24 protein-coding genes are annotated in these 26,443 nt (G+C 29.3%); 11 read left to right on the top strand and 13 right to left on the bottom strand.

Features of this window, described 5'->3' with window-relative positions; all coding sequences use genetic code 11:
• Positions 1-23: 23 nt before the first annotated feature.
• The 4 genes from BTO18_RS17120 to BTO18_RS17105 all read right to left on the bottom strand — a co-directional run bounded on the left by BTO18_RS17120 (position 24) and on the right by BTO18_RS17105 (position 5,638).
• Positions 24-1,466 (bottom strand): flavin-containing monooxygenase, encoded by a 1,443-nt coding sequence (locus tag BTO18_RS17120; RefSeq protein ID WP_105017400.1) that lies wholly within the window; start codon positions 1,464-1,466, stop codon positions 24-26.
• On the bottom strand, positions 1,466-1,828 hold the full coding sequence (locus BTO18_RS17115; RefSeq protein WP_170063310.1) for a DUF4174 domain-containing protein: 363 nt from the start codon (positions 1,826-1,828) through the stop codon (positions 1,466-1,468). Before BTO18_RS17115 ends, BTO18_RS17120 begins: the two co-directional genes overlap by 1 nt.
• An 82-nt stretch (positions 1,829-1,910) precedes the next feature.
• Positions 1,911-3,722, bottom strand: coding sequence for a Xaa-Pro dipeptidyl-peptidase (locus BTO18_RS17110; protein ID WP_105017398.1), 1,812 nt, complete (start codon positions 3,720-3,722; stop codon positions 1,911-1,913).
• A 5-nt stretch (positions 3,723-3,727) separates the two neighbouring features.
• Positions 3,728-5,638, bottom strand: coding sequence for a CocE/NonD family hydrolase (locus tag BTO18_RS17105; RefSeq protein WP_105017397.1), 1,911 nt, complete (start codon positions 5,636-5,638; stop codon positions 3,728-3,730).
• A gap of 169 nt (positions 5,639-5,807) precedes the next feature.
• Between BTO18_RS17105 and BTO18_RS17100 the strand changes: the two genes are divergently transcribed.
• The gene (locus BTO18_RS17100) at positions 5,808-6,167 is read left to right on the top strand and encodes a dihydroorotase (protein WP_105017396.1); all 360 of its coding nucleotides are present in this window, start codon (positions 5,808-5,810) and stop codon (positions 6,165-6,167) included.
• A 99-nt stretch (positions 6,168-6,266) separates the two neighbouring features.
• On the opposite strand, the gene BTO18_RS17095 is transcribed toward BTO18_RS17100, so the two are convergent.
• Genes BTO18_RS17095 through BTO18_RS17075 form a run of 5 tightly spaced genes read right to left on the bottom strand, consistent with a single transcriptional unit; the run spans position 6,267 to position 10,556 of the window.
• Positions 6,267-7,100, bottom strand: a complete 834-nt coding sequence (locus tag BTO18_RS17095; protein ID WP_105017395.1) for a pseudouridine synthase — start codon at positions 7,098-7,100, stop codon at positions 6,267-6,269.
• A gap of 35 nt (positions 7,101-7,135) precedes the next feature.
• On the bottom strand, positions 7,136-8,053 hold the full coding sequence (locus BTO18_RS17090; RefSeq protein WP_105017394.1) for a geranylgeranylglycerol-phosphate geranylgeranyltransferase: 918 nt from the start codon (positions 8,051-8,053) through the stop codon (positions 7,136-7,138).
• An 11-nt stretch (positions 8,054-8,064) separates the two neighbouring features.
• A complete protein-coding gene (locus BTO18_RS17085) occupies positions 8,065-8,991 on the bottom strand; it encodes a mevalonate kinase family protein (protein ID WP_105017393.1) in 927 nt (308 codons plus the stop codon).
• Positions 8,992-9,041: 50 nt separating this feature from the next.
• Positions 9,042-9,440 (bottom strand): toxin-antitoxin system YwqK family antitoxin, encoded by a 399-nt coding sequence (locus BTO18_RS17080; RefSeq protein WP_105017392.1) that lies wholly within the window; start codon positions 9,438-9,440, stop codon positions 9,042-9,044.
• 30 nt (positions 9,441-9,470) lie between these two features.
• Positions 9,471-10,556 (bottom strand): diphosphomevalonate decarboxylase, encoded by a 1,086-nt coding sequence (locus BTO18_RS17075; protein ID WP_105017391.1) that lies wholly within the window; start codon positions 10,554-10,556, stop codon positions 9,471-9,473.
• Positions 10,557-10,658: 102 nt separating this feature from the next.
• Here BTO18_RS17075 and BTO18_RS17070 point away from each other — a divergent pair, with 102 nt between their 5' ends.
• The 6 genes from BTO18_RS17070 to BTO18_RS17045 all read left to right on the top strand — a co-directional run bounded on the left by BTO18_RS17070 (position 10,659) and on the right by BTO18_RS17045 (position 15,175).
• Positions 10,659-11,195: a helix-turn-helix transcriptional regulator gene (locus BTO18_RS17070; RefSeq protein ID WP_105017390.1), complete on the top strand. Its 537-nt coding sequence runs from the start codon at positions 10,659-10,661 to the stop codon at positions 11,193-11,195.
• Positions 11,196-11,301: 106 nt separating this feature from the next.
• Positions 11,302-12,756, top strand: a complete 1,455-nt coding sequence (locus tag BTO18_RS17065) for an alpha/beta hydrolase family protein (protein WP_105017389.1) — start codon at positions 11,302-11,304, stop codon at positions 12,754-12,756.
• A gap of 10 nt (positions 12,757-12,766) precedes the next feature.
• The gene (locus tag BTO18_RS17060; protein ID WP_105017388.1) at positions 12,767-13,147 is read left to right on the top strand and encodes a hypothetical protein; all 381 of its coding nucleotides are present in this window, start codon (positions 12,767-12,769) and stop codon (positions 13,145-13,147) included.
• A gap of 45 nt (positions 13,148-13,192) precedes the next feature.
• Entirely contained in the window at positions 13,193-13,798 is a 606-nt protein-coding gene (locus BTO18_RS17055; RefSeq protein ID WP_105017387.1) for a thiamine diphosphokinase, read from the top strand.
• A 2-nt stretch (positions 13,799-13,800) separates the two neighbouring features.
• Entirely contained in the window at positions 13,801-14,034 is a 234-nt protein-coding gene (locus BTO18_RS17050) for a hypothetical protein (RefSeq protein ID WP_105017386.1), read from the top strand.
• Positions 14,035-14,146: 112 nt separating this feature from the next.
• Positions 14,147-15,175, top strand: coding sequence for an ATP-binding protein (locus tag BTO18_RS17045; RefSeq protein ID WP_105017385.1), 1,029 nt, complete (start codon positions 14,147-14,149; stop codon positions 15,173-15,175).
• 149 nt (positions 15,176-15,324) lie between these two features.
• Here the strand turns inward: BTO18_RS17045 and BTO18_RS17040 are convergent, their stop codons facing one another.
• From BTO18_RS17040 to BTO18_RS17025, 4 genes are all read right to left on the bottom strand, one after another.
• Positions 15,325-15,879, bottom strand: coding sequence for a thioredoxin family protein (locus BTO18_RS17040; RefSeq protein ID WP_105017384.1), 555 nt, complete (start codon positions 15,877-15,879; stop codon positions 15,325-15,327).
• Positions 15,880-15,979: 100 nt separating this feature from the next.
• Positions 15,980-17,197: a BaiN/RdsA family NAD(P)/FAD-dependent oxidoreductase gene (locus BTO18_RS17035; RefSeq protein ID WP_105017383.1), complete on the bottom strand. Its 1,218-nt coding sequence runs from the start codon at positions 17,195-17,197 to the stop codon at positions 15,980-15,982.
• A 79-nt stretch (positions 17,198-17,276) separates the two neighbouring features.
• Positions 17,277-18,224 (bottom strand): GYDIA family GHMP kinase, encoded by a 948-nt coding sequence (locus tag BTO18_RS17030; RefSeq protein ID WP_105017382.1) that lies wholly within the window; start codon positions 18,222-18,224, stop codon positions 17,277-17,279.
• Positions 18,224-19,957 carry a hydroxymethylglutaryl-CoA reductase, degradative gene (locus tag BTO18_RS17025; RefSeq protein ID WP_105017381.1) on the bottom strand — a complete coding sequence of 578 codons (1,734 nt, stop codon included), beginning with the start codon at positions 19,955-19,957 and terminating at the stop codon, positions 18,224-18,226. Before BTO18_RS17025 ends, BTO18_RS17030 begins: the two co-directional genes overlap by 1 nt.
• Before the next feature lie 214 nt (positions 19,958-20,171).
• Here BTO18_RS17025 and BTO18_RS17020 point away from each other — a divergent pair, with 214 nt between their 5' ends.
• From BTO18_RS17020 to BTO18_RS17005, 4 genes are all read left to right on the top strand, one after another.
• Positions 20,172-20,996 (top strand): prohibitin family protein, encoded by an 825-nt coding sequence (locus BTO18_RS17020; protein WP_105017380.1) that lies wholly within the window; start codon positions 20,172-20,174, stop codon positions 20,994-20,996.
• Positions 20,997-21,176: 180 nt separating this feature from the next.
• Complete coding sequence (locus BTO18_RS17015) at positions 21,177-23,366, top strand: S9 family peptidase (protein WP_105017379.1); 2,190 nt, start codon at positions 21,177-21,179, stop codon at positions 23,364-23,366.
• 31 nt (positions 23,367-23,397) lie between these two features.
• Positions 23,398-24,801, top strand: coding sequence for a peptide MFS transporter (locus tag BTO18_RS17010; protein ID WP_105017378.1), 1,404 nt, complete (start codon positions 23,398-23,400; stop codon positions 24,799-24,801).
• A gap of 68 nt (positions 24,802-24,869) precedes the next feature.
• The gene (locus tag BTO18_RS17005) at positions 24,870-26,414 is read left to right on the top strand and encodes a peptide MFS transporter (RefSeq protein WP_105017377.1); all 1,545 of its coding nucleotides are present in this window, start codon (positions 24,870-24,872) and stop codon (positions 26,412-26,414) included.
• Positions 26,415-26,443: the final 29 nt, after the last annotated feature.

The raw sequence follows: 26,443 nt of genomic DNA, 5'->3' as shown, positions 1-26,443 counted from the left end.
TGCAAAAATACGTGATTTATAGCTTATTTGAACTCCAATCTTTTATCTTTTACAGAATTGATGCGTAAAACCTTGTAATCTAAAATATAATTTTGATACAATCTCCAAGGAAATTTATCACCTTGTTTTGGCAGAATATTCTTTGCTCTATGAATATACCCTGAATCTAAATTAATCAATGGTAATTCACCTAAATCCTCTTCGATTACTCTTGCTTTTATAGCTTGATATTTATTTTTCTCCATAAACTTTAAAACTCGTGAAATATATTCACTCGTTAAATCGCTTTTTAAAGTCCAAGAAGCATTTGTATAACCTGCAAAAACAAAGAAGTTTGGCAAACCACTTAACATTAAACCTTTGTAAATAAACTCTTTTGTAATATCAAAAGGGTTGCCATCTAAAGTAATTTTAGCACCACCAAAAGGCAGTAATTTTAATCCAGTAGCACTCACAATAATGTCAGCTTCTAAAATTTCTCCAGAAGTTAATTGAATTCCGTTTTCAACAAAAGTTTTGATTGTGTTTGTAACTACATCTGCTTTTCCTTTTTTAATTGCTTTAAAAAAATCACCATCTGGCACCAAACAAAAACGCTGATCCCAAGGTCTGTAATTTGGAGAAAAATGAGGCTCTAAAGGAAATTCATTACCCAATTCTTTTTTAATTCCTTTTAAGATGAATTTTTTCATCGTTTTTGGATATTTTCTGCACAAATTATAGAAAATCATATCTGCCAAGATATTTTTTGCTCTAACAATAGTGTGTGCTATTTTGCTAGGTAATACTTTCTTAATAAATTTCGCAACTTTATCTCTATTGGGCAAAGCAGCAATATAGGTTGGTGTTCTTTGTAGCATGGTAACTTTTGCAACCTCATCAGAAATTTTAGGTACAATTGTTACAGCAGTTGCTCCACTACCAATAACTACTACTTTTTTGTTTTTGTAATTGAGATTTCTGTCCCATTTCTGTGGATGAATAAACGTTCCTTTAAAATCTTTAAGTCCTTTGAATTCTGGAGTATAACCATTGTCATAATTGTAATACCCACTTGCATTAAAGATAAATTGAGAAATATAAGATTGCTCTTCTTTCGTTTTAGGATTGATGGTTTTAACTGTCCATAAATTTAGTTTCGTATCAAAATTATAAGAAATTACTTTTTGATTGAACGTAATTTTATCTTTTACTTGATACTCTTCTGAAGCTTCATTTAAATATTTTAAAATTGATGGAGCATCTGCAAAAGATTTATCATCATCCCAAGTTTTAAAAGAATACCCAAAGGTGTACATATCTGAATCTGAACGAATTCCTGGATATTTAAACAAACTCCAAGTACCTCCAATTTCTGCTCTAGCTTCTAATATTTTATACCTTTTATTTGGGTTCTTTCGTTGCAAATGACAAGCAGCACCTATACCAGATAAACCTGCTCCAATAATGATAATATCGTAACTCATCAATTTTTATTGTTTCTTAATTCGCTTCTTCTCATTGGCATTCCATCAATAATTGCAAATAATTTTTCTGCGGATAAAAGAGTAGTCTGTTTCATTTTTATTCCTCCATCAAGACCAATTAAAACGATTTTAAAATCTTCAGACTTCTTTTTATATTTTCTTATTTTTAAGGTTGATGAAAACCAAATTGTATTAAAGTTAGTTGTAAAAAATCCTTGAGAAAAACGATAAATAAGTAGCTTCATTTCTGCTAGTCCTTCTTTTTCTTTTGATAAAATATTAATTTGATTTTGTAACTTTTCATCATCTTTACTATCAGAAAAAATCAATACTACCCTATTTTTCCATCGATGCTTTTGCAAATCTTGACTGTAAGATTTAAAAAAAACCAAGAAGATACAGCACAAAAACAAACTATTTTTCAGCATTAAAAATGAATCTTCTTTAATCAATTGCTTTTTTAAACGCATCTACTCCACCAACAATCGGAATTGTAATTGTAGTACCTTCTAAATCTACTGTTAATTCAGTTCCTGGTTCTGGTAGTAATGTATAATTGTTATCACTAGAAAAAATCATTAAGCCTATTTGTTGTCCCTTTTTTATAATTTGGTCATCTGGTTGAAAATCGAAAGTCATTTCATAAAATTTTCCCACTTTTAAAGGTTTACTTTCTGTTAAAGATTTATAATTCTGTAAATCTGCCCAACCACGCGTAATTATATTATCTGTTATTTTTACTCGTCTTCCTTTGTTCCATGGTAATGAAACTAAATACACAGATAAATTTACAGCTTCTTTAGAACTTGCTGCTTTTATGGTAATTGTAGGAACCCCAGAAATATGCACATCTTCTTTTAAAATAGGAGAAACATACAAAAGACGATGATTGGTATGTTCAGCTTGAGCTAGAGCTTCTGAAGAAAAAGAATGATTGTCTACTAGAGTTTCTTTTCCTTTTGCGTTGTTATTTTCTAAAGATAAGCCTCCAATTTTAGGAGCTCCTGAATTTAAGAACATCGTAACATTTTGTGCTGCTGGATTTGGATAATTATCATAAGCAGTTGGCTCATTTCTTTTATCATTTTCTCTAACAATCCAAGCTTTTGCATCATTTTCTACGCCATTATCAATTCCGTGTAAATATTTTGTAAACCAGCGATTCATCATTTTTATTGGTGGTGGACCTCCATGACCATTTTGATGATAATACACTTGAGTTGGTAATCCCATTTCTGAAGCCTTTTTATAAATACGATAACTATGTTCTGGCATCACATTCCAGTCATTAAAACCATGAGACATTAATAATGCTGCTTTCATCGGTTTCATATCATTGATATAATCTCTACCTGCCCAAAAATCGTTATAATCTCCAGACGCTCTGTCCATTCCATTTGCCAATTCTGTATCTCTAACAACTTTATTATTTCTTGCTCTATTTTCTTCTTTTCCACTATGGATAAAATCATATAAAACATCAATATCTTCACCTAGATAACCTCCTGGAGAACGTACTAAACCATTTGAACGATAGTAATGGTAGTAAGATGTATTTGGTGCTACAGGAATAATTGCTTCTAACCCCTCAACACCTGTTGTTGCTGCAGCCAATGGAATTGTTCCATTGTAAGAAGTTCCTGTCATACCCACTTTTCCTGTAGCCCAAAATGCTTTTACTTCTTCAGTTCCTGTTCTTTCTTTATATCCTTTAGCTCTTCCATTTAACCAATCTATAACTGCTTTTGGTGCAAGAGACTCATTATCTCCACCAACAGTTGGTGCACCATCAGACAATCCTGTTCCTGGAGATGAAGAATGCACTACAATATAACCTCTAGGTACCCAAGTTTTTATTTGTGAATTCGAAATTATTGGGCGTTTTCCTCTTCTTTGTACATTAGATCTGGTAGGTTCTGCTACTTTTTCTCCTAATTCGTGCTTTACATTCCAAAATAATTCTTTACCTCCACTTGCAACTCCTGCATAATAAGGACTAGATTCATAAACAACTGGCAGTTTTAAACCATTTTCTGTTTGTGCTGGTCTAGTTACATCAACATGCATTCTATCCATTTTTCCATCTCCATCTGTATCGAAAGTAGTTTCTACCCATAAATCGTGACGAATCCATTTTGTTTTATCGCTAAACGCTTCTACTATTTGTGCTTCTCCGTCTTTAAAAACTGGTTTTGCATCTTGTGCATTGAATTGAAATGTAAATGCAACTAAAAATATGATAATTATTTTTTTCATTTTTTTTACTTTAATACTGAAAATTGAATTTTAGAATCTGTAAAAACCGTATGCGTTTGGGTTTTAAAATCTTTTTCATCTGCTTTATAGATATTATCTACATACGTTTGCGGATTTAAATCTATTAAAGGAAACCAAGTGCTTTGCACTTGAATTTGAAGCTTATGTCCTTTTTTGAACGTGTGAAAAACATCTTGTAATTTGATATTTACATCTGTTTTTCTGTTTGGTTTAAAAGGTTCTGGCTTTTCAAAACTATTTCTAAAACGCCCACGTAAAACTTCACTTCTAACCATTAAATGATAATTACTCATTTTTAAATGATCTTGCAAACCTTTGTTATCTTCAGCAATATCTGAAGGATGTACATCTATTACTTTTACAATCCAATCTGCTGCAGTTCCTGTTGTTGCCACTTTTAATTTGGCTAAAATATCGCCAGCCAATGTGTAATCTTCAGTTAAAACATCCGTTTCAAAAACCAAAACATCTGGTCTTCTTGCTGCAAAACGTTGATCGTCTGTCATATATTTACGAGGTGTAAAAACAGTTTTAATGTCTTCTGAATAAGGCACAGGTCTTTTAATATCACTTATAAATTGTATTCCTTTTGATGATTTTTTATCTGCAGTCAGTTCTTGATTTTCTGATAAAAACCAATCTTGTTTTACTATATTTTTTGGTGGCCAACTGTCATAAGATTTCCATTCTTTTTTACCTGAATCAAAAACATAAGCTTCTGGCAAGCCAGAGTTTTTATCGCCTTTTCCTTTTAAGAAATGATTAAAAAACTTTGTTTCAATATCAGACTGAAATTTTAGAGAAATTGAATCGCCAAAATAATAATTCCCAACAGTATTTTTCACAGTATTTCTTGCCCATTTTCCATGATCCCAAGGTCCAAAAACCATGGTATTGTAATTTCCTTTTCCATGTTTTTCTATGCCTTTGTAGGTTTCTAAAGGTCCATATAAATCTTCTGCATCAAACCAACCACCAACAATCATAGTTGCTACAGTGCTTGGTACTTTGTCCATGTGTTGTATAATCCCTTTACTTTTCCAAACTGAATCATAATTTGGATGTTCTACAATTTCTTTCCAGAAAAAATCGTCAATCTTCTCTTTTGATGCTGTTCCATTTACGTCTAATTTGTCATATTGAAAATACTCGTTCAAATTTTTTAAAGGTCCTTTATCTAAAAAGAATTGGTATTGATCTTGAGAATTCATCTTTGGAAAAGAGTACCAAGAAGTGTCAGTTGGTGTGTCTTTGTAAGTTCCGAACAAAGAAATCGCTCTAAAGTAACTCAACAAAAACGCTCCATTGTGATGAAAATCATCAAAAAAGAAATCGCCAATACAAGCTTGTGGCGAAGCTGCTTTTAGTGCTGGATGTGCTTCTATTGCAGAAACTGTTGCATAATGCCCTGGATACGAAATTCCCCAAGTACCAACATTCCCATTGTTATTTTCTACATTTTTCACCAACCAATCAATAGTATCATACGTATCTGAAACTTCATCAGATTCGTTTTCTTTTTTGTTTGGATTGTATGCTCGCATATTATCGTAAACTCCTTCACTCATCCATCTTCCTCTAACATCTTGATAAACAATGATATTCCCCTCTTTCATCAAATGCATATTAGGCCCAATTCTGGTTCGCATACCTTCTCCATAAGGTCTTGAACTGTAAGGTGTTCTTTGCATTAAAATAGGATATTCTTTAGAGGTATCTTTTGGAGAATAAATAGTTGTATGTAGTTTAGTTCCATCTCTCATAGTAATATCTACCTCTTTTTTTGTATAATTATCAGCTACATAGGTATCTTTTTTAGCTTCTTTTTCTTTAGGTACTTTACAAGCAGTTAAAAGAAAAAGGTTTGCTAACAAGAATAAAAATAGATTCTTCATAATTCAGTTTTGATAGTTTTTATAAAATTAAAATAATATCTGTTTAAAATAGCAATTTTAGATTATAAAAATACAATTTATTTACTCTGTTTATATTTAAATTAGATTTTTTGAAAAAAAATTATTTTTATTATTTTTGTGATTCCAATAATTTATTAAATAATTTATTATGAAAAATTACATTATTACAATTTTATCCGTATTTTTTTTATCAATTTCAAATTTTTCACAAACATCTAATTCTAATTTTAAAGTTGGTGATAAATTTTTAGTAGGAAAAACTGAAATGAACAATTACGAGCATATTAAATTTCCTAGAAAAAACTTTATTATCAAAAAAGGAGGTATTGCAACTTATAAAAATATAATTGGTAGAGAAGTAACAATCACATCTCTTAAAGAACACAAAAATGGAACTTTACTTGCTATTATAAAATTAACTTCTAACAAGAAGTTTTTTAATAGCCATAAGTTTATTAAGGTAAATATTAGAAAGGCAATTTCAGAAAAAGAGTTATTAAGGATTTAACAGCATAAGTTTTGTAAAATGCAAAAACTGCCTCAATTTTTATGAGGCAGTTTTTAGTTTTAATTATATTAATGAATAAATGACTAGTTAAAACCAAATTTATTTCATCATTTGTAGATTGTTAATCTCTAACTGTGTTAACTCTCTCCATCTACCTCTTGGTAAATTTTTCTTTGTTAACTCTGCAAAAATAACTCTATCTAACTTGATTACTTTATAACCTACGTGTTCAAAAATTTTACGAACGATTCTATTTCTACCAGAATGAATTTCTATACCAATTTCAGTTTTTGGTTGCCCATCTATGAAAGAAACTGCATCAATAAAAACCTTTCTACTTTCTATAATCACTTCTCCTCTTAACTTCTCTAAATCTTTTAAATCTAGCTTTCTATCTAAAGTTGCATGGTATAATTTACGAACATTATGTTTAGGGTGCGTTAATTTTTTTGCTAAATCTCCATCATTAGTAAATAACAATAAACCAGTTGTATTTCTATCTAATCTTCCAACAGGATAAATTCTTTCTTTTGAAGCATTCGCTACTAAATCCATTACAGTTTTACGACCACGATCATCATCCATAGTAGTAATGTAATTTTTGGGCTTATTTAAAAGGATGTATCTTTTTTGTTCTGGAGAAATAGTAGTACCATCAAACTTCACAACATCAGTTGGTTGTACTTTGTAGCCCATTGCTGTTACCAACTTTCCATTTACTTCTACACTACCATGTTCTATGTAAGTATCTGCTTCTCTACGTGAGCAAATTCCTGAATTAGCTATGTATTTATTTAAACGGATTCCTGCAGATTCATCTGCTTTTGGAGTTTGCTTTATTTTCTTAAAGTCTTTTTTGGAGTTTTTTCTGCTTTGAGGTTTGCTGTTTTTACCTTCTTGTCGTCTTCGCGACGAGTTTTTATTTGAATTCATTTTAAAAATTTTTGCAAAGTTAGTAATTTGAATTGCTAATTCAACCTATCAATAACTTTTTCTAGTAATAATGAAGTATCAATAAAAATTAAGCTAAAAACACCTACTAATAAAAGTATTTTAAGAATGTTGTGTAAATATCTATATTCTCTAATTTCTGTTGATTTCCATAGTTTATAACCAATATAAATCAAGATAAAAAGTGCTATATAAAAATAATATCTCATATAACTAATGTCTTTGTAGCTAAACAAAAAAACTGCTGGAAAAAAGGTAGATATTAATAAAACTGATGATAATTGTTTGGTTTTTCGCTCACCATACACCACAGGAAATGTTTTGTAATTATTAGCAATTGAACCTTTTAGACTCTCTAAACCCTTTAACAATTCTCTTACCATAATTACTAGAAATAAGAAAATTGCATGTACAAAAATTATTTTTGAGAAGTTTTTATAATATACAAAAACCGTAAAAAAAGGCAGTACTGTTAATACTGTTGCAGATATTAATCCTGTAAAAGGATATTTCTTTAATTTGTGTGAATAAAACCAAATACCAAATATATATAGAGAGAAAAAAACTGCTGCTCTCCAAGAAACTAAAAATCCAAAAAGTACTCCAAGAAAATTAAGTGAAAAATATATGGTAAGTTTTGTTTCTTGCTTTACATAGTTGTCTATACCAGTTTTTAATGGTCTGTTTATTCTATCAATTTTAACATCATAAAAATTATTAATAATATAACCAGCAGCTACTACACAAACCGAAGCTAAAATAATATAGTGTAAATGATAGTCAAATAGAATTGTCTTTAACGATTTTTCTGGAGAGAAAATAAATATAGATGCTAAATACTGTGCTAAAAGAAGCACTAAAATATTATAGCCTCTTACAACGGATAATAAACTGAATATTTTTTTTAATAAAGTCTTCGATTTTGAAGAACTCATAAGGGGGAATTTTAAAATCTATAAACCAACTCTAGTTTATAGTCTTTTAAACTTTCTTGGGCTTTTTTATAATCTTCAGTAAAACCAAGAATATAACCTCCACCTCCTGAACCACATAGCTTTAAGTAATAGTCATTTGATGCAATCCCTTTTTCCCATACTTTATGAAAAGCATCTGGTATCATTGGTTTAAAGTTCTTTAAAACAACTTTAGATAGTTTTTTAACGTTACCAAATAACGATTTTACATTGCCTTGCAAAAAATCTTCAATACAGGCATCTGTATGTGTTGCAAATTCTTTGCTTAACATATTTCTAAAACCTTCGTTTTTCATCTTATTCATAAAGATGTTAACCATGGGTTCTGTTTCGCCAATTTGTTCTGAATCTAATAAGAACACAGCTCCTTTTCCTTCTTTTTGAGATGGAATACCTGCTGGCTCAATATTTTCTTTTGAGTTAATTAAAATTGGTAAACTTAAGTAAGAGTTTAATGGATCTAAACCAGAGCTTTTACCATGAAAAAAAGATTCCATTAAAGAAAAAACAGCTTTTAGTTTCAATAATTTATCTCTTGTTAAATTCTCTAAAACTGTAATTTTATCATTTGCATATTTATCATAAATAGAAGCCACTAAAGCACCAGAACTACCAACTCCATAACCTTGTGGTATTGAAGAATCGAAATACATACCATTATCTAAATCAGTTTTGAATTCTTTTAAATTAAAAGAAACTAAATCTGAATCTAAATTGGAGATATATTTGTAAAATTGATATAAGTTTTCATTAGATTTTTTAGATGCATTATCCAAATTATCTGAAGTTTTTAATGCTCCTCTATACGCATTAAATGGTATGGCTAAACCTTTGGAATCTTTGATAATTCCATATTCTCCAAAGAGAAGAATTTTAGCATAAAATAATGGTCCTTTCATTTTCTGTACAATTGCTTTGCAAAGATACTGATTTTAATATTAAGCTGCTGTTAATAAACGTTTTTGTAGAATATCTTCCAAATACCAACCTTAACTCCTCTAGAATATTTTCCTCTTTTCTTTATTTTACCACTTTTATAGTATTCTTTCCAATTGCCTTCTCTTAATCCGTTTTTGTATTTACCTACTTCTCTTAATTCGCCAGTTTTGTAGTATTCAGAAAATTTTCCATTTAATTTTCCTTTGTTGTAAAATAATTTTCTGTAAACAGTTCTGTTTTTGTAAAAGATAGCAACATTACCCTCTAACTTTTTTCCTAGTTTGTAATATTTTGCTTGTGATTGAGTTGTCGTATTTAAGTTCTCATCTAGCCAAATAGTTTCTTGGATAGTAAAAGACATTCCTAAAAACCCAACAATTGCTACCAAAAGTAGCGCTGAATTTTTCATAAATTTAAGTAATTTTAAGTGCTGAAGATTTTAGATTTGTTTAGCTCCTAAACCTACAGTATCACAAATATACTGTTTTTTCTGACAGTAGTTAGATAATTCATTATCAATAAATTGAAGTACTTTTTCTTTTTCGTTTTCAGGGAACAGCACATGTACGTTTGCGCCAGCATCTAAAGTAAAACAGATATTACTTTTATTTTCTTTGCGATAACTCCAAATTTTATTAATAATTTCTAACGTGTTCGGTTTCATCAAAATAAAATAGGGGTTACTAGTAAGCATCATTGCATGCAATGTTAATGCTTCGCTTTCTACTAAATCGATAAATTCTTTGATGTTTCCATCTTGTAAAATTTTAGAAATCTTACTCAAATTTTCATTTGCCTGCTGAAAACGATTTTCTGCATAAGGATGATTGTGCATTAACCCATGACCAATTGTACTAGAAACTTGCTTTTCTCCTTTATCAACCAACAAAATTACATCTTGATAATTGTTAAAAATAGGATGCACTTTATTTGAAAATTTTACACCAAACAAATCAGAACTTCCTTCAATTTCTGGGTGATTTCCCCAAACAACTAAAGGGCCTTCTATACTTCTACTTGCACTCCCAGAACCTAATCTTGCTAAAAAAGAAGTTTTTTTATTGATAAATTCTGATGATAAATTTGGATTAATTTTACTTTCTAAACTCATTAAACATCTTGCAATAGCACTCAACCCACTTGCTGAAGAAGCTATACCACTAGAATGTGGAAAAGAGTTTTCTGAATTTATAGTCATTTTATATTCGAAAATGTACGGACAATATTCTTGAATTCTTTTAAAAAATGATGCAATTTTAGGCTTGAATTCCTCTTTTTCTTTTCCTTCGAAAAATAAATCAAAATCTACTTTTTTGGATTCTGAAAAACGTTTGCGTTCAAAATCGATAGTTGTAATTGTATGACAATTATTTAAGGTAAAACTGATTGATGCATTTTTAGGGATTTGAGGATTACTTTTACCCCAATATTTTACCAAAGCAATGTTGCTTGGAGTTTGCCAAGTATAAGAAACTTTATCTATGAATTTTAAATCGGATTTTACTAAAAATTGAGCTGTATTCAAAGTCTGAAAATTTTAAACAAAGATAAAACTATTCCTTTTTTAAATTATCATAAATTTGAATTGGATTTTGTTTTGTAAGTTAACAACAAATAAATACATCTTTTGAAATTTAAAATAGATACAGATACTTGGTTTATTTTTTGCCTTATTTTTTTTGGAATTTTATCCATATTTATTTTTTTATATGTGTATATTCCATACAGTACTAGAAAAAGAAATACCAAAAGAAGAAATAATAGAATTTCGCGTAAACTTGAAAATTTTGAACGAGTAGAAAAAAAATATATTCAGCATAAAATTATCGATTTAGAGAGTAAAAACGAACAATTAAAAGTTACTTTAAAAGAAGATATTACCAAAATTATAAACTCAAAACAGGATGCTGATTTTGAAGCTTTTTTCTCAAATTTTGAAAAATTATATCCCGATTTTAAAACATCAATTTATCAAATTGCTCCAAACTTAACATCAAACGAATTAAAACTTTCTGCATTTTTAAGGTTGAATTTATCTTCTAAAGAAATTAGTAATTTATTAAATATTACACCAGAAAGCGTAAACAAAGCAAGGTATAGATTAAGGAAAAAACTATATTTATCTGCAAATGAAGATTTATCAACCTTCATTTTAAAAATCTAATTCACAATCACTTACACCTCTGTCTATTATTTGTCCATTAGCATTTTTTGGGCTTTAGTCTACAATTAATTTCTTTTACCCTAAACTTTACAAACTGCTTAAACAAATGAGAACATTAGAAATTATTTTATTAGTATTTGCATTATTTTCTGTCATTTTTATTTCAATTCAAAATAACAAAAAATACAAGAAACCTCATCTAATAGTATTATTAGGTATTCTTATTATTCAGTTACTTTTTGAGGGTTATAGATGGCAAATGATACCTAATTACCTTCTTCTATCTGCAATTGCATTTTTTGTTTATAAAGAAAATTTACTTTTAAATGGTAGCTGGTTTTTTAAAATTTTTAAAATAATTGTTCTGGTTATTCTACTTTTTATTGGTTTTGTATTACCAACAGCTTTACCCATTTTTGAACTACCAAAACCAACAGGAAACTATAAAATTGGCTCAAATTATATCCATTTAAAAACAGAAAGAGACGAATTAATTACTCAAAATCCTAATGATAAAAGAGAATTGATGATAAAAGTTTGGTACCCTGCAATCATAAAAAATGAAAAAAAAGAACCGTATTTAAATAATGGAGATAGAATTGGTTTTGCTACAAAATATGGGTTGCCAAAATGGACTTTTAATTATTTAGATTTAGTAGAAACCAATACTTATATAAGTCCAAAAATTGCTGATGAAAAATTCCCTGTTTTAATTTTTTCTCACGGTTCGTATTCCAAAGCTTCTGGCTATTATGCCATTATTGAAGAAATTGTAAGTAAAGGTTATATCGTTTTAAATATTAACCACACTTATGAAAGTGCAGGTACTTTATTTCCTGATGGAAATTTAAAATTATACAATCAAGAATATGATAAAGAATACATAAACACTCCAAAAATGGCACAAATGGCTTGGAAAAGTCAACAAGATTTTAATAATGCTAAAACTGAAGAAGAACAACTTTTGATATCTAAAAATATTTTAAAAAATTACATTGCAGCAGATATTGCAAAAAGATGGTCTCAAGATATTTCGTCAGTGATTAACAAACTTGAAACTTGGAATACTTCCTCTTTTTTAGCAAATCATATAGATACCAATAAAATTGGTGTTTTTGGGCATTCGCAAGGAGCAACTTCAGCAGGGCAAGCACTTTTGGATGATAAAAGAATTACTGCTAGCGTTGGTTTAGATGGTGTTCAATGGGGGAATATGATTGATACCAGTTTAACCAAACCTTTTCTTATCATTTCGTCAGATTGGAAACCTCCACATCCAAATTTTAATAAATATGCTTTCAGAAATGGGAGTTCAACCGTTTTTTATGATGCAAAAATTAAAAATACAGGACATGCCAGTTTTATGGATATACCTTTAATGATAAATATTCCTCAATTAAACGAATCTGGAACCATAAATCCAAAAGAAGGATATCGAATTATAAACACAACTATACTTTCTTTTTTTGATAATCATTTGAAAAATAAACAAAATGATTTACTGAAATTGAAAGAAAAACATAGATTATTAGAAATAAAAATCAAAAACAATAACCACTAAATTTATACTGATGAGAATGCCAATTTTAGAGTTTTTAGCAAATGGAGATTTAAAATTCGTAATTATCTTTTACGCGTTATTAATCACAGCAATTATTTATTTTTTTAAAAAATTAAAAGCAAGAGAATGTCAAGAAACCTACAATTCAAAAATTAAAAAACTATTTTATTGGTGCATTTTATTAAGTATTTTTTCACTTTTATTAGGCTTACTACATAGTTTCTATTTTATTTCTAAAACCAATAATATAGCAAACAATTTACTTTTTAGAGGTTTCGCTAACATGCTAATAACACCCACTCATGGAGTTATAATTGCTATTATTATTATTAAGTTTTTTAATATTAATTTAAATTCGAAAGTAAAAAAATCAAAACTACAATCTTCATAAAAATTATCCTTCTTTATTAAAAATGAATAGCTATTTTTACATTCAATGAAAACAAAAAAAGTTTTTTTATTATTGAATGGAGCATTTCCAAAAAAGTTACCTAATTTAAGTAAATACGATCTAGTTTGTGCTACTGATGGTGCTTATAAATATTTAAAAAAACATAATATAGTTCCAGATTTTATTTCTGGTGATTTTGATTCATTAAAAAATATCCCAAAAGATATTGAAGTCATTAAAACTCCCAATCAAGATTTTACAGATTTTGATAAAGTACTCCAAATTTTATTTGATAAAGAGTTTACAACAATTGATGTTTGTGGAGCAAGTGGAAAAGAGCAAGATCATTTTTTAGGGAATTTACACACTGCCATTCAATGGAAAGAAAAATTAAAACTTACTTTCATCGATGATTATAGTTATTATTTTCTCGCTGATAAAAACACAAAAATTGCTGGTTGTAGAGACCAAATTGTTTCTTTAATTCCTTTTCCAGCAGCTAAAAACATTATTACAAAAGGACTACAATATCAATTAAATAAAGAAGATTTAGTTTTTGGATCAAGAATTGGCACACGAAATAAAGCGATTAAAAATGAAGTAAATATTACTTTTGAAAGTGGAGAATTATTCATATTTGTAAATTATTAAAAATGATTAGAAAAATTAAATTATTATGGGACTTTAGAGGCCCAGATGCTTTAGAAACTGCAAAACATCACACCATTCATTTAAAAGAATTTTCTACTTTAGAAAACTTAACATATCATCAGATTAACATTCACGAAAAAAACCCAATGTTATGCTCTGCATTTATAACTGTTGATGAAAAAGATATGAAAATATTCAGAGACTCGTTAAAACCTCATAGGGGAGAACTTGGGTAATTTAGTTTGTTTCTAAATTTAATTTCATCTAACTTCGTTAACGACGATTATAAGTCATTAAAACGCACATCATAATCGCGTAAAGTTGTGTGTCATTAGAAAAAATCCGTAAATGATTGAAAAACCAGTAATTGAAGAAATATTAAGAATATCCGATTCTGGTTATTTATTTCACAGAGAAGGACAAGAACTTGAGTTTAAAGAACAATTTAATTTTTCTTCTCTTGCTGACTATTTTAGAGACTTTTCAGCATTTTCAAACAATAAAGGTGGCTATTTAGTTTTTGGCGTTCAAGATTCACCAAGAATTCCAAATGGACTTTCTGCGAATGCTTTAGACCAATTTGAAAAAATAGACCCTGAAAAAATCACAGGGTTTTTACTGAATATATTTTCAGGAAATATAAATTGGGAACAAGCAGTATTTAAAATTGACAACAAAAATTTTGGAGTGTTTAGAATTTATAAAGCACAAACGAAACCAATAATTGCTAAAAAAGACGAAGGAAAAGACCAAATAATTAAAAATGGAGAAATCTATTTCAGATATGGAGGAAGAACGCAGAAAATTCAATTTCCTGAATTAGAGGCTATAATCAATAAAAGAGTTGAACAGAATAATAACCAATGGCTTGATTTAATGTCAAAAATAGGAAAAGCTGGACCAGAAAACGCAGCAATTTTGGATACTGAAAAGTCAGTTATAGAAAAAGAAAACTCTAAAATATTAGTCGTTGACGAAAAGTTAGCTTCACAATTAAAGTTCATAAAAGAAGGAGAATTTGTCGAGAAAAAAGGAGCAACTACATTGAAATTAGTTGGAAATGTAACACCAATTGACCACGTAGAAGTAGTTAAAAAAGTAAAAGAAGATTTAATAAAACAGTTTCCTTTTTCTGCTACTCAATTAGCATCAGAAGTTAAAAAAGTAATTCCATCAAGTAGCAAGCAAGATGTTTGGAGAATTATTAGAGAAAATGATTTGAAAAATAACTTTGATTATTCAGCATATAATTTTAGGAACAAACAACAGGAAGATAATTATAAAGAAAGTGGAATAATACCTTCCGGTTGTCCAAGCATATACAATAAAAATGCAATTGAATTTATTGCTAATATTTTAAGAATAGAAATGAAATAACGAAAGCATAATAACGTATAAAATTAATTGCTAGTAAAAGCCTACTTACGAAAATCCTCGCGGACTTTCTAACTGTGATATATTTGCTAAATTTAGTGCTAAAACACGCAACGAAATCATACACAAACACGTTAACGAAAGTCCAAAATTTACTTCCATTTAATACCACAACCAACACTTGGTTTTTGGTTTTCTAAAGCTGGTTTATTATCCAGTAAATTGTCTAAAGCATTTCTAATATCCTCACCTGTAATTGGTTTTCCATTTCCAGGTCTAGAACTATCTAATTGCCCATGATAAACAGATTTTAAATTGGCATCAAAAACATAAAAATCTGGAGTACAAGCAGCATCATACGCTTTGGCTATTGCTTGGGTTTCATCATACAAATAAGGGAAAGGATATTGATTTTCTTCTGCAACTTTTTTCATTAAATGTGGAGCATCTTGTGGATAATTTTCAATATCATTTGCGCTTATGGCAATACAATTTATTTCTTTCAATTTGTAATCATTAGCTAATCTTACCAATTGTTCGTTTACATGAATTACAAACGGACAATGATTACAAATAAATAGTATTATTGTTCCTTTTTCTCCTTTTAAATCAGTCAAAGTATAGTGTTTATTATCAACTGTATTCAGTAGATTAAAATCAGGAGCTTTTGTGCCTATTTTAAATTCGTTTGATTCTGTTCTTGCCATGTTTTATATTTTTTGTTTGCGTCTTTGCGAATGAGAAACGAATGAAGCAATCTGTCTTTTTATAAAGAGATTGCTTCGTAAACTCGCAATGACACTTTAATTATTTTTTATTTTCTGCCAAAGCTTTAGCACAAATATAACCTCCTGTCCACGCATTCTGGAAATTAAATCCTCCAGTAACTGCATCAATGTTTAAAACTTCACCTACAAAAAAGAGGTTTTTATGCTGTTTACTTTCAAAACGCTTAAAGTTTATTTCTTTTAAATCAACACCACCTGCAGTTACAAATTCATCTTTAAAAGTAGTTCTTCCATTTGCATTATACACTCCTTTTGTGAGTTGATTGGCTAAATTTTGCAATTGTCTAGTATTCAAATCTGCCCAATTTTGATTTTTAGAAATATTTGAAAACAGTACAAATCGTTCCCAAAGTCTTTTGGAAATTTCTGTAAAAGGCGATTTTAAAATCACCGTTTTTCGAGGTTCTTTCTTTTTTAAATTCAGTAAAACATTCAACACTTTATCAGTGGGTCTAAACAACCAATTTACCTCAATATTATATTGATAATTTTTATCAGCTAAAATTCGAGCACCAAAAGCAGACAGTTTTAAAACTGCTGGCCCACTCATTCCCCAATGTGTAATTAACAAAGGCCCAGAAGCTTCTAATTTTGTATTTACAATTTTTATAGTTGCATTTGGTACAGAAATTCCGAGTAAATTTGTGATTCGTTTATCATTAATATTAAACGTAAATAACGAAGGCACAGGTTTTATAATAGAATGATTTAGTGTTTTACACAACTCCCATACTTTTTTAGAGCTTCCTGCTGCAACAACCACTTTATCTGCTTCAAAGTCTTGATTCTTTGTGTTGATAACCCATTTATTTTCTTGTTGATAAACAGAATTCACACCACAGTTTGTGAACACTTTTATACCAAGGTTATCAACAGCATTTTGAAAACAATCTATAATAGCTTGACTTGTATTTGCTTCTGGAAAAACACGGTTATCAGATTCAATTTTTAGCGGAACTCCTCTATCATCAAACCATTCAAAAGTATCACCAGTCATAAAGGTGTGGAAAGGACCTAGCAATTCTTTTTCTCCTCTTGGATAAAACTTCACCAATTCTTTAGGCTCAAAACAAGCGTGTGTTACGTTACATCTTCCACCACCAGAAATTTTTACTTTTTGTAAAACGTCTTTACCTTTTTCAAGAATGGTAATATCTAAATCAGGATTTTTTTCTTTTGCATTTATAGCTGTAAAAAAACCTGCAGCTCCTCCCCCTATAATTATTATTTTTTTCATATTTCTTCGTCAAACTGAACTTGTTTCAGTTTCTCATTCTAATTCTTATGTGATTCTGAAACAAGTTCAGAATGACGTTCTATAAAATCATATCTGAATAAGAAAAAATTGTTTCATACCCTTTTTCTTTGAAATAGTTTGGTGTTTGTTCGTTTCCTGTTGCTAAAACAAAATCTCCTCCCCAAGCTCCAAGGCTTTTTATTGCTCCAATATAATCTGAAAACAAGTTTTCTTTGACTGGTTTTAGTTTGATGATTTCACTAATAATCTGTTCGTGTTCTTCTATTAATTCTTCAAATTTTGATAATGATTTTGCTGTTAAAAACTCATCAGAAATTTCTGAAATTCTTTTTATTTCTCTATCAAAATTATTTCTACTTTCTCTAAATTTAGCTATTCCTTCTTTAGAATCTTGTTTTTGATTTAGAAATACAAAAAATAAATTTTCTTTAAAACTAGGATTAAATGCTGCTTTTTCAACTTTCGGCGTCATTTCGAGTACAGTCGAGAAATCTCGTTCAATTTTATAGAAAATAGGCGAATTATTTTGAGCACAAGCAATATCATAACCACTTCCCTTAAAAGAGTTCCAAAGTAATTGAAACGCATCTACATTAGCCCAATTTGCAATTGAATTTATTAAGGTTGATGAACTTCCTAATCCCCAATTTCTGGGAAAAGTCAATTTTGTTTTTACTACAAAACCTCCATTAGTTTTTAAAAATTCTGAATTTAATCTTTTAGTTTCTCTTAAAATATTAAATAACGTTTCTGCAATCATTTCTGCACTGCCTTCTTTATCAGAATTAAAAGTCGCTGACTTTAATCGAAACTTTGGCAATTCAAAAATAGCTTCAAACCAACATTCACCTGTATTTGTAAAACTACCCCAAATCAATTCTTTTTGTTTGATCGGCGTTACTATTAAATCCTGTCCAAATTTTGTTGGTACTGCTAATGCTTTGGCTCCATCTAAAACCAAATATTCTCCTGTTAATAATAATTTTCCATTTGAATAAAAATTCATTACAACAAATTAAATTGTTTAAAATGATGTGTAAAATGCTTCACTTGAAACTTTTTCCAATAGTCAAAATCTAATTCTCCAAAAAATGGATGAACTACAGCTCTATCTGAATCTTTTTGAAATTTTTCAACAAAATATTTTACTTGATATGTCAAATCTTCAATAGCCTCATCTATAGAGTTAAATTTAAAGTCATTTGGCTCTTCAGATAAAAAAGAAGGCCTAAAGCCCTGTGTTAACTCATTTCTAGTATCTAAAAAAGGTTTTCTTCTAGCAGTTTTATCATCAGAAACATATGCATTTACTTTCCAATTACCATTAGCAATTTGTGTAACTGCACTTAAATGCTCTATCATTTGTTGAGCATTCATTTTACCAAAAACTGGAACTGAATTTTCATCCAGTTGAGCTAGTTTTTCACGCACTAAATCTTCATCTAAAAAATCAATCCAGTTGATAGTTGATTTTCTAATCGAGTTTAATTTTTCTACAACAGCAGAATGTGTTACTGTTACATTTTTAAAGTATGTTTCTATTTGTTTTTTTTCAGTTTTAGTAGCATTATACTGATTTAAAATATTTTGCAGGTGCATTTTCATATGCCCATGTTGAATACCTTTGGTAGTTAAAGCTCGTAAAGCTGCAAAGTTTTGCGCTAAACCTGCTGCTGCTATAATCTGCATTAATTCTCTTGCAGTTGGTTTTTGCAATAATTCTAAAGATAATTTTGCAAGAGGATGTAGAGCTGTTAAACCGCCTACAGTTCCTAAAGCAAGTGGAATCTCTATCCAAAATTTAAAAACTCCATTATCTATTGAACAATAAGACAAACTTGAATACTCACCATTTCTGGATGCATAAGCATGTGCACCAGCTTCGACCGCTCTAAAGTCGTTTCCAGTTGCTAAAACTACAGCATCAATTCCGTTCATAATACCTTTATTATGCGTTACAGCTCTATAAGGTTCTACTTTGGCAATTTGTACTGCTTGGTAAAATTTCTCTGCAAATCTTTGAGGATTTTCTCCTCCTAATTCATCAATCTTACAACTTACTTCTGCTCTTACTATACATTCTGGAACATAGTTAGAAAGTATGCTCATTACAATTTCTATCTCATCATTCTTAAATTGATTAGCAATAGCTTCTAAACAAGAATTGATGAAATTTGCACCCATTGAGTCTTTGGTTTCAAAAGTAACGTGCAATTGATAATAATTGGCTAGTTTATCAGTTTTATCAACCAAAACAATATCTAAAATACCTCCACCACGTTTTTCCATATTTTTTGTTATGGATGCAGTTGCAGCTAATAATTCAGTTTTATTTGTATTAAAATAGTTTTCAAGATTAGTTTTTTCTCCAGCAAACATAAAATGAACTTGCCCTATTTTTGTTGTTCCTAAAACTTCGGTTTTAAAACCACCTCTTGTACTCCAAAATTTTGCAACCAAAGAAGCAGCTGCTACCACAGAACTTTCTTCAATAACCATAGGAATAGTGTAATACTTATCGTTGATGATAAAATTGGGTGCTACACCAAAAGGTAAATAAAAGTTAGTGATGGTATTTTCTATAAAATCATCATGAAGTTTTTGCAATGTTTTATCATCATTCCAGTATTGATGAATGATTTTTTTTACTTCTTTAGGGTTTTGAAAAAAATTATTAGTAAGCCAATCTATTTTTTCTTGTTTGGTAAACTTTGAAAACCCCGATATAATTTTGCTCATCTATTTGCTTAAAATCTATAAAACAAAGATACATCAAAGTAATAAAATGTATATAAATAACATTAACTATATAAGAAATTTTCATCAAAAGATAAAGAAAAAAAGATATTAAGTTCTAATCTATTGATAAGAAATCTCAATTTAGAAAAACAAAATATGGCATTGATATTGTTGTTAATATTTTTATAAAATAACCTACAAAACCATTATAATTATGAAAAAACTATTTACACTATCATCGTTAATTTTATTATGTGCAAGCTGTGCTGTAATTAGACCAGGAGAAGTTGGTATTAAACAAACTTTAGGTAAATTCTCTAGTGATGTAAAAACTCAAGGAACAGTTTTCTACAACCCTATAACAAGTAAAGTTGTAAAAGAATCTACTCAAACAAAAAACATTAGGTTAGTTTTAAGCTTACCTAGTAAAGAGGGTTTGAGCGTAAATTCAGAAATATCAATATTACATAGATTAGATGGTTCTAAAATTGCTTCAGTTCTACAAAATTTAGGCCCTAATTATGAAAATGTAATTACTAGTGTGTTTAGATCTGCTGCTTCTGATGTTTGTGCACAATTTTTTGCGAAGGATATGCACTCTGGAATGAGAGCGAAAATTGAAAGCGAGATTTTAGACAAGATGAAAATTAATTTAGAGAAACAAGCAGAAGGTATTGAATTGATTGCTGTTTTAATGAAAAGGATTCAATTACCAAGAGGTTTAGCAAGTTCTGTTGAAAGAAAACTACAAGCAGAGCAAGATGCTATGCGTATGGAATTTGTTTTAAAACAAGAAAAACTAGAAGCACAAAGAAAAATTATTAACGCAAAGGGAGAAAGAGATGCTCAAATAATTATTTCTGAAGGTTTAACTGATGGCATTATTAGAATTAAAGCAATAGAAGCTTTTAAATCTCTGTCTAATTCGCCAAATGCAAAAATTATTATTACAGATGGTAAAACGCCTTTAATGGTAAATGAAGATACTAAAACATCCTCTAAAAAAGAAACAAAAAAAGAAAAGACAAAAAACAAATAAAAAATTCTTTTCTTAAAATATAGTAAGCCTAGCATGAAAATTGCTAGGCTTTTTTGATATAATTTACACCAGTAAAATTTATGGTAAATACTTTTTTTATATTATCAGAATCTTTTTTTAACCTTTTTTTTGACAATAATTTCGTAAACTTGACAAAGTTTTACGAAAATCTGAATATATATGAAAAAAACACTTCTTTTATTAATAATCTTAACAATTAGTTTATGTAAAAAAGCTTATGCACAAACTTCAAATATAGACTCACAAAATAAAGAAATAACTTTACAAAAAATTTGGAATGGTACATTTTCTTCTGATAGAATGAATGCCTTAAATTCCATGAATGGCGATTTTTATTCGCTTTTAAATAGAGATAACCAAGGTAATACAACTGTTGATAAGTATAGTTATGCTACACTAGAAAAAGTAGAAACAATTGTAAATAGTAAAGATTTATCAAAAATACGTTACTTTCAAACCTACAGTTTCAATAATGATGAAACTAAAATAATTCTAGGATTAAATTTCAAAAAAATCTACAGACGTTCTTATAAAGGTACTTTTTATGCATATGATGTTGCATCAAAAAAAATATCTTTAATTGGTGAGGATATTCAGGAACCCATTTTTTCTCCTGATAATAAAAAAGTAGCCTATGCTAAAGACAATAATTTATTTATAAAAGATTTTTCTAAAAATACGGTTACTCAAATTACCAAAGATGGAGAAAAAAACAGCATTATAAACGGAATTACAGATTGGGTTTACGAAGAAGAGTTTGCTTTTGTAAGAGCTTTTGAGTGGAGTAATAACAGTAAATATTTAGCTTTTTTACGTTTTGATGAAAGTGAAGTACCAACATTTTCTATGGACATAGTTGGTAAAGATTTATACCCAAATCAACAAGTTTTTAAATATCCAAAAGCAGGAGAAAAAAATGCTGATGTAACATTACACATGTATTCGGTTTCTTCAAAAAATAGTAAGAAAATTTCTTTGGGTAACTATGAATATATTCCTAGAATTAAATGGTCTAATAACAATAATGTATTGGTTGCTACAACATTAAATCGTCATCAAAATGATTTAAAATTACACAAAGTAAATGCGTTAAATAATTCATCATCCTTACTATTAAAAGAAACTGATAAAGCATATATAGATATTACAGACAACCTTACTTTTTTAGCAGATAATTCTTTTATTTGGACAAGCGAAAAAGATGGATTCAATCATATTTATCACTATGATTTTAATGGAAAACTCATCAACCAAATTACTAATGGAAAATGGGAAGTAACAAATTATTATGGTTTTAATGATAAAAAGAAAACTATTTATTACCAATCTGTAGAAAATGGATCTATTAATAGAGGTGTCTACTCTATTGGTTTAAATGGAGAAAATAAAAAGCTATTAAGCAATAAAAAGGGTCAAAATAGTGCGTCTTTTAGTACGAATTTAAACTACTTTATCAATACATTTTCTTCTTCTGAAATTCCACCAATTTACTCTTTATACAATGCAGAAGGCAAAATGTTGAAAATAATCAAAGACAATGCAGCACTAAAAGAAGAATTAGCAGATTACAAAATGAGTCCTAAAGAGTTCTCCACCATTAATATCAATGGAAACGACTTGAATATGTGGATGATAAAACCAATGGATTTTGATGAAAATAAAAAATATCCAATGTTACTATTTCAATATTCTGGTCCAGGTTCACAACAAGTTGCAAACAGATGGAATGGTGCTAATGACTATTGGCATAATATGCTAGCACAAAAAGGAATGATTGTAGTTTGTGTTGATGGACGTGGAACCGGTTTTAAAGGAGCATATTTTAAAAAATCTACCTATTTAAATTTAGTAAAATATGAAACCGAAGACCAAATTGCTGCTGCAAAAAAATTAGCTGAACGTTCTTATATTGATAAAGATAATATTGGTATTTGGGGATGGAGTTTTGGAGGACATATGAGTACAAATTCATTATTGAAAGGAAGTGATATTTTTACCACAGCAATTGCTGTTGCACCTGTTACTTCTTGGCGTTTTTACGATACAGTTTACACAGAACGTTTTTTAAGAACTCCACAAGAAAATCCTGCTGGTTATGATGATAATTCTCCTGTAAATTATGCAGATAAGTTACAAGGAAATTACTTGTTAGTTCATGGTACAGGAGATGATAATGTACACGTTCAAAACAGTTATAGAATGATAAATTCTTTAATAGAAGCCAATAAGCAATTTGATATGTTTATTGTACCAGACAGAACTCATGGAATTTACAAAGGAAAAAATACCCGATTAAATTTATATACAAAAATGACAAATTTTGTAGAAGAGCATTTAATTAATAACTAAAATTTTAATTTAAAGAAATTCAAATATAATTATGAATACTATATCTAAATTACCACATCAAAAAGAGTTATTTGGACATCCAGTAGGTCTGTTTGTTTTATTTTTTACAGAAATGTGGGAACGCTTCTCCTATTATGGAATGAGAGCACTTTTAGTATTATACCTAACCTCAAAAACTACTGATATAAATCCTGGTGTTGGATGGAGTCAAGGAGAAGCATTAGCACTTTATGGTTGGTACACTGCTTTAGTATATATTGCTTCTATTCCTGGTGGAATTCTAGCTGATAGAGTTTTAGGACAAAAGAAAGCTGTAATTCTTGGTGCAATTTTATTAGTTATAGGTCATAGTGTTTTAGCTATTGAAGCAATGTGGGCTTTTTATACTGGATTAGGTTTCATTATTGCTGGAGTTGGTTGTTTAAAACCAAATATTTCTACAATGGTTGGTGGTTTGTATAAAAAAGGAGATGTTAGAAGAGATAAAGGTTTCACAATTTTCTATATTGGAATTAATGTTGGTGCTTTTTTATCTGGATTAGTTGTGGGTTATGTTGGAGAAGTTCACGGTTGGCATTATGGTTTTGGGCTTGCAGGCATTTTAATGGTTTTAGGTTTAATTCAGTTTTTAGCAGGACAAAAATATCTAGTTCATGTTGGAAATTATTTAGGAAAATCTGAAAACAAGGAAGATCAAGAAGAATATAAAAGACCTTTAAATAAAATTGAAAAAGATAGAGTTGTTGTTTTACTGATTTCTTTTTTATTGATTATTGCATTTTTTGCAGCTTTTGAACAAGCAGGAGGATTGATGAATATTTACGCAAGTGAAAAAACAGATAGAATGCTGATGGGTTGGGAAGTTCCTGCAACTTGGTTTCAATCTTTAAACTCATTTTTCATAATTACGTTAGGAGTAGCTGTTGCTGCTTATTGGGCAAAAAGAAAGATAAAAGGAAAAGAAGCTTCATCTTTATTTAAGATGATAATAGGTTTAGGAATTACTGGACTTGGTTTTTTCTTTATGTCTGCTGCTGCTAATGAATATGATTCTACTGGAAGCTCAATGATGCTTTGGTTAGTTTTAGCGTACTTATTTCACACAGTTGGTGAACTATGTTTATCTCCTGTTTCATTATCATTTGTTACAAAATTAGCACCTGCAAAGTATGCATCAATAATGATGGGAATTTACTTTGCAACTACAGGTTTAGGTAATAAATTTGCGGGTTTATTAGGTGAATCTTCTTCTGTTTACGGAGAATTTACCGTATTTACGGGTATTGCTATCTTCTGTGTAGCTTTCTCACTTTTAGTATATTTATTTTTTAATAAACTAAAAAAACTAACTCATGGAGCTGAAGACAATGAAACTGATTTAAGAACTAAAGAAACAGAAGGTTTTGAATTGGCAAATGAAGATTTAGTAAATTAAAAGTATTATAATATCAACCTCATAAATCAAAATTTATGAGGTTTTTTATTTTATAAAAAATACCAATTATGAGTACAGCAACATCTAAAGAATTTAGTTTACTAAATCATAAACCAGCCCTATTTGTTTTATTTTTTACAGAAATGTGGGAACGTTTTTCGTATTATGGAATGCGAGCTATTTTTGTACTTTTCTTAACAGATTCATTTGCTGATGGTGGTTGGGAATGGTCTAGAGAAAGAGCTTTAGGCTTATTGGCAATCTATACAAGTTCCGTTTACATAACACCTCTAATTGGTGGAATTTTAGCTGATAAATTATTAGGCTATCAAAAGGCAGTGGCTTTAGGTGCTTTAGTGATGACATTAGGTCACGCCTCAATGGCTTTGGAAACTGAAACTACGTTGTATTTAGGAATTGTTTTTTTAATTATTGGTAATGGATTATTTAAACCCAATGTAACTTCTATGGTTAGTGGTTTGTATGATAAATATCCTGAACGTAAAGACGGTGCTTTTACTATTTTTTATATGGGTGTGAATTCTGGCGGATTTTTAGGGGTTTTGTTATGTGGCTTTTTAGCTAATAATTTAAGTTATTCTTGGGGATTTGGTTTGGCAGGAATTTTTATGTTTTTAGGAACAATGCAATTTTGGTTTGGAAGAACTATTTTTGAGAATGTTGGAGTTGCTCCGTCCAAAAAAGTAGATTTGACTGATGCTGTTGCTAGAGTCGAAATTAATGCTGATAAAACCCCTGATAAAATTCAGAAAGACAGATATATTGTTGTTGCATTGTTAGCTTTTTTTACAGTTTTCTTTTGGTGGGCTTTTGAGCAAGCCAGTGGTTCTATGAACATTTTTGCTAGAGATTACACCCAAAGAGCTTTAACAGGTAACTCTGCATTAACTTTTAAAATTGTTGATGTTTTAGTATCCACAGTTCCATTATTGATTATTTCTTGGGTTTTAATAAAATTATTTAAGCAAACAATTTCTAAAATTACATTATCTAATATTGTTTTAGGAATTAGTTTTTTAAGTATTTGGGGATTTGTAATTTGGAAACTATCTATTATTTTTTCTTCAGAATCTGCAGAAATAGAAGCTTCTTGGTTTTTAATTTTAAACTCATTGTTTATCATCTTTTTAGCACCTTTATTTTCTAAATGGTGGGAAAGTAAATTCAATCCTTCAGCTGCTGTAAAATTTGGAATTGGAATGATTCTTTTAGGAATTGGTTTTGGAGCTTTAGCATATGGCTCAAGTAATATTCCACAAGGTGCAAAAACAGCTTCTGTTAGTTTAATATGGTTGGTTTTAGCTTATCTATTTCATACAATGGGAGAGCTTTGTGTATCTCCAGTAGGCTTATCTTATGTTTCAAAATTAGTGCCTGCAAAAAAGATAGGAATGATGTTTGGTATTTGGTATTTGGTAAATGCAGTTGGTAACTATATGGCTGGTAAAACAGGAGGCTACATTGATCTAATTGTTGAAAAATACTCAATGTCTTTCTTCTTTTTAATTTTTACAATTATACCTGTAGCAGTTGGTTTGATATTTTTTATACTAAACCCATTAATTAAAAAATTGATGCACGGTATTAGATAATTCGTAAATTTGGCACATCATTTGTAAGA

Source organism: Polaribacter porphyrae, from assembly GCF_002954685.1.
Lineage (GTDB): Bacteria > Bacteroidota > Bacteroidia > Flavobacteriales > Flavobacteriaceae > Polaribacter > Polaribacter porphyrae.
This window is presented reverse-complemented; position numbering and strand designations above follow the sequence as displayed.

Bases quoted from the DNA above. Each gene is read 5' to 3' on its own strand.
- BTO18_RS17095 (WP_105017395.1), bottom strand. From the start codon at position 7,100: ATGAATTCAAATAAAAACTCGTCGCGAAGACGACAAGAAGGTAAAAAC.
- BTO18_RS17065 (WP_105017389.1), top strand. From the start codon at position 11,302: ATGAGAACATTAGAAATTATTTTATTAGTATTTGCATTATTTTCTGTC.
- BTO18_RS17060 (WP_105017388.1), top strand. From the start codon at position 12,767: ATGAGAATGCCAATTTTAGAGTTTTTAGCAAATGGAGATTTAAAATTC.
- BTO18_RS17050 (WP_105017386.1), top strand. From the start codon at position 13,801: ATGATTAGAAAAATTAAATTATTATGGGACTTTAGAGGCCCAGATGCT.
- BTO18_RS17045 (WP_105017385.1), top strand. From the start codon at position 14,147: ATGATTGAAAAACCAGTAATTGAAGAAATATTAAGAATATCCGATTCT.
- BTO18_RS17080 (WP_105017392.1), bottom strand. From the start codon at position 9,440: ATGAAAAATTCAGCGCTACTTTTGGTAGCAATTGTTGGGTTTTTAGGA.
- BTO18_RS17090 (WP_105017394.1), bottom strand. From the start codon at position 8,053: ATGAGTTCTTCAAAATCGAAGACTTTATTAAAAAAAATATTCAGTTTA.
- BTO18_RS17055 (WP_105017387.1), top strand. From the start codon at position 13,193: ATGAAAACAAAAAAAGTTTTTTTATTATTGAATGGAGCATTTCCAAAA.
- BTO18_RS17120 (WP_105017400.1), bottom strand. From the start codon at position 1,466: ATGAGTTACGATATTATCATTATTGGAGCAGGTTTATCTGGTATAGGT.
- BTO18_RS17015 (WP_105017379.1), top strand. From the start codon at position 21,177: ATGAAAAAAACACTTCTTTTATTAATAATCTTAACAATTAGTTTATGT.
- BTO18_RS17005 (WP_105017377.1), top strand. From the start codon at position 24,870: ATGAGTACAGCAACATCTAAAGAATTTAGTTTACTAAATCATAAACCA.
- BTO18_RS17085 (WP_105017393.1), bottom strand. From the start codon at position 8,991: ATGAAAGGACCATTATTTTATGCTAAAATTCTTCTCTTTGGAGAATAT.
- BTO18_RS17110 (WP_105017398.1), bottom strand. From the start codon at position 3,722: ATGAAAAAAATAATTATCATATTTTTAGTTGCATTTACATTTCAATTC.
- BTO18_RS17025 (WP_105017381.1), bottom strand. From the start codon at position 19,957: ATGAGCAAAATTATATCGGGGTTTTCAAAGTTTACCAAACAAGAAAAA.
- BTO18_RS17100 (WP_105017396.1), top strand. From the start codon at position 5,808: ATGAAAAATTACATTATTACAATTTTATCCGTATTTTTTTTATCAATT.
- BTO18_RS17040 (WP_105017384.1), bottom strand. From the start codon at position 15,879: ATGGCAAGAACAGAATCAAACGAATTTAAAATAGGCACAAAAGCTCCT.
- BTO18_RS17105 (WP_105017397.1), bottom strand. From the start codon at position 5,638: ATGAAGAATCTATTTTTATTCTTGTTAGCAAACCTTTTTCTTTTAACT.
- BTO18_RS17030 (WP_105017382.1), bottom strand. From the start codon at position 18,224: ATGAATTTTTATTCAAATGGAAAATTATTATTAACAGGAGAATATTTG.
- BTO18_RS17010 (WP_105017378.1), top strand. From the start codon at position 23,398: ATGAATACTATATCTAAATTACCACATCAAAAAGAGTTATTTGGACAT.
- BTO18_RS17035 (WP_105017383.1), bottom strand. From the start codon at position 17,197: ATGAAAAAAATAATAATTATAGGGGGAGGAGCTGCAGGTTTTTTTACA.
- BTO18_RS17020 (WP_105017380.1), top strand. From the start codon at position 20,172: ATGAAAAAACTATTTACACTATCATCGTTAATTTTATTATGTGCAAGC.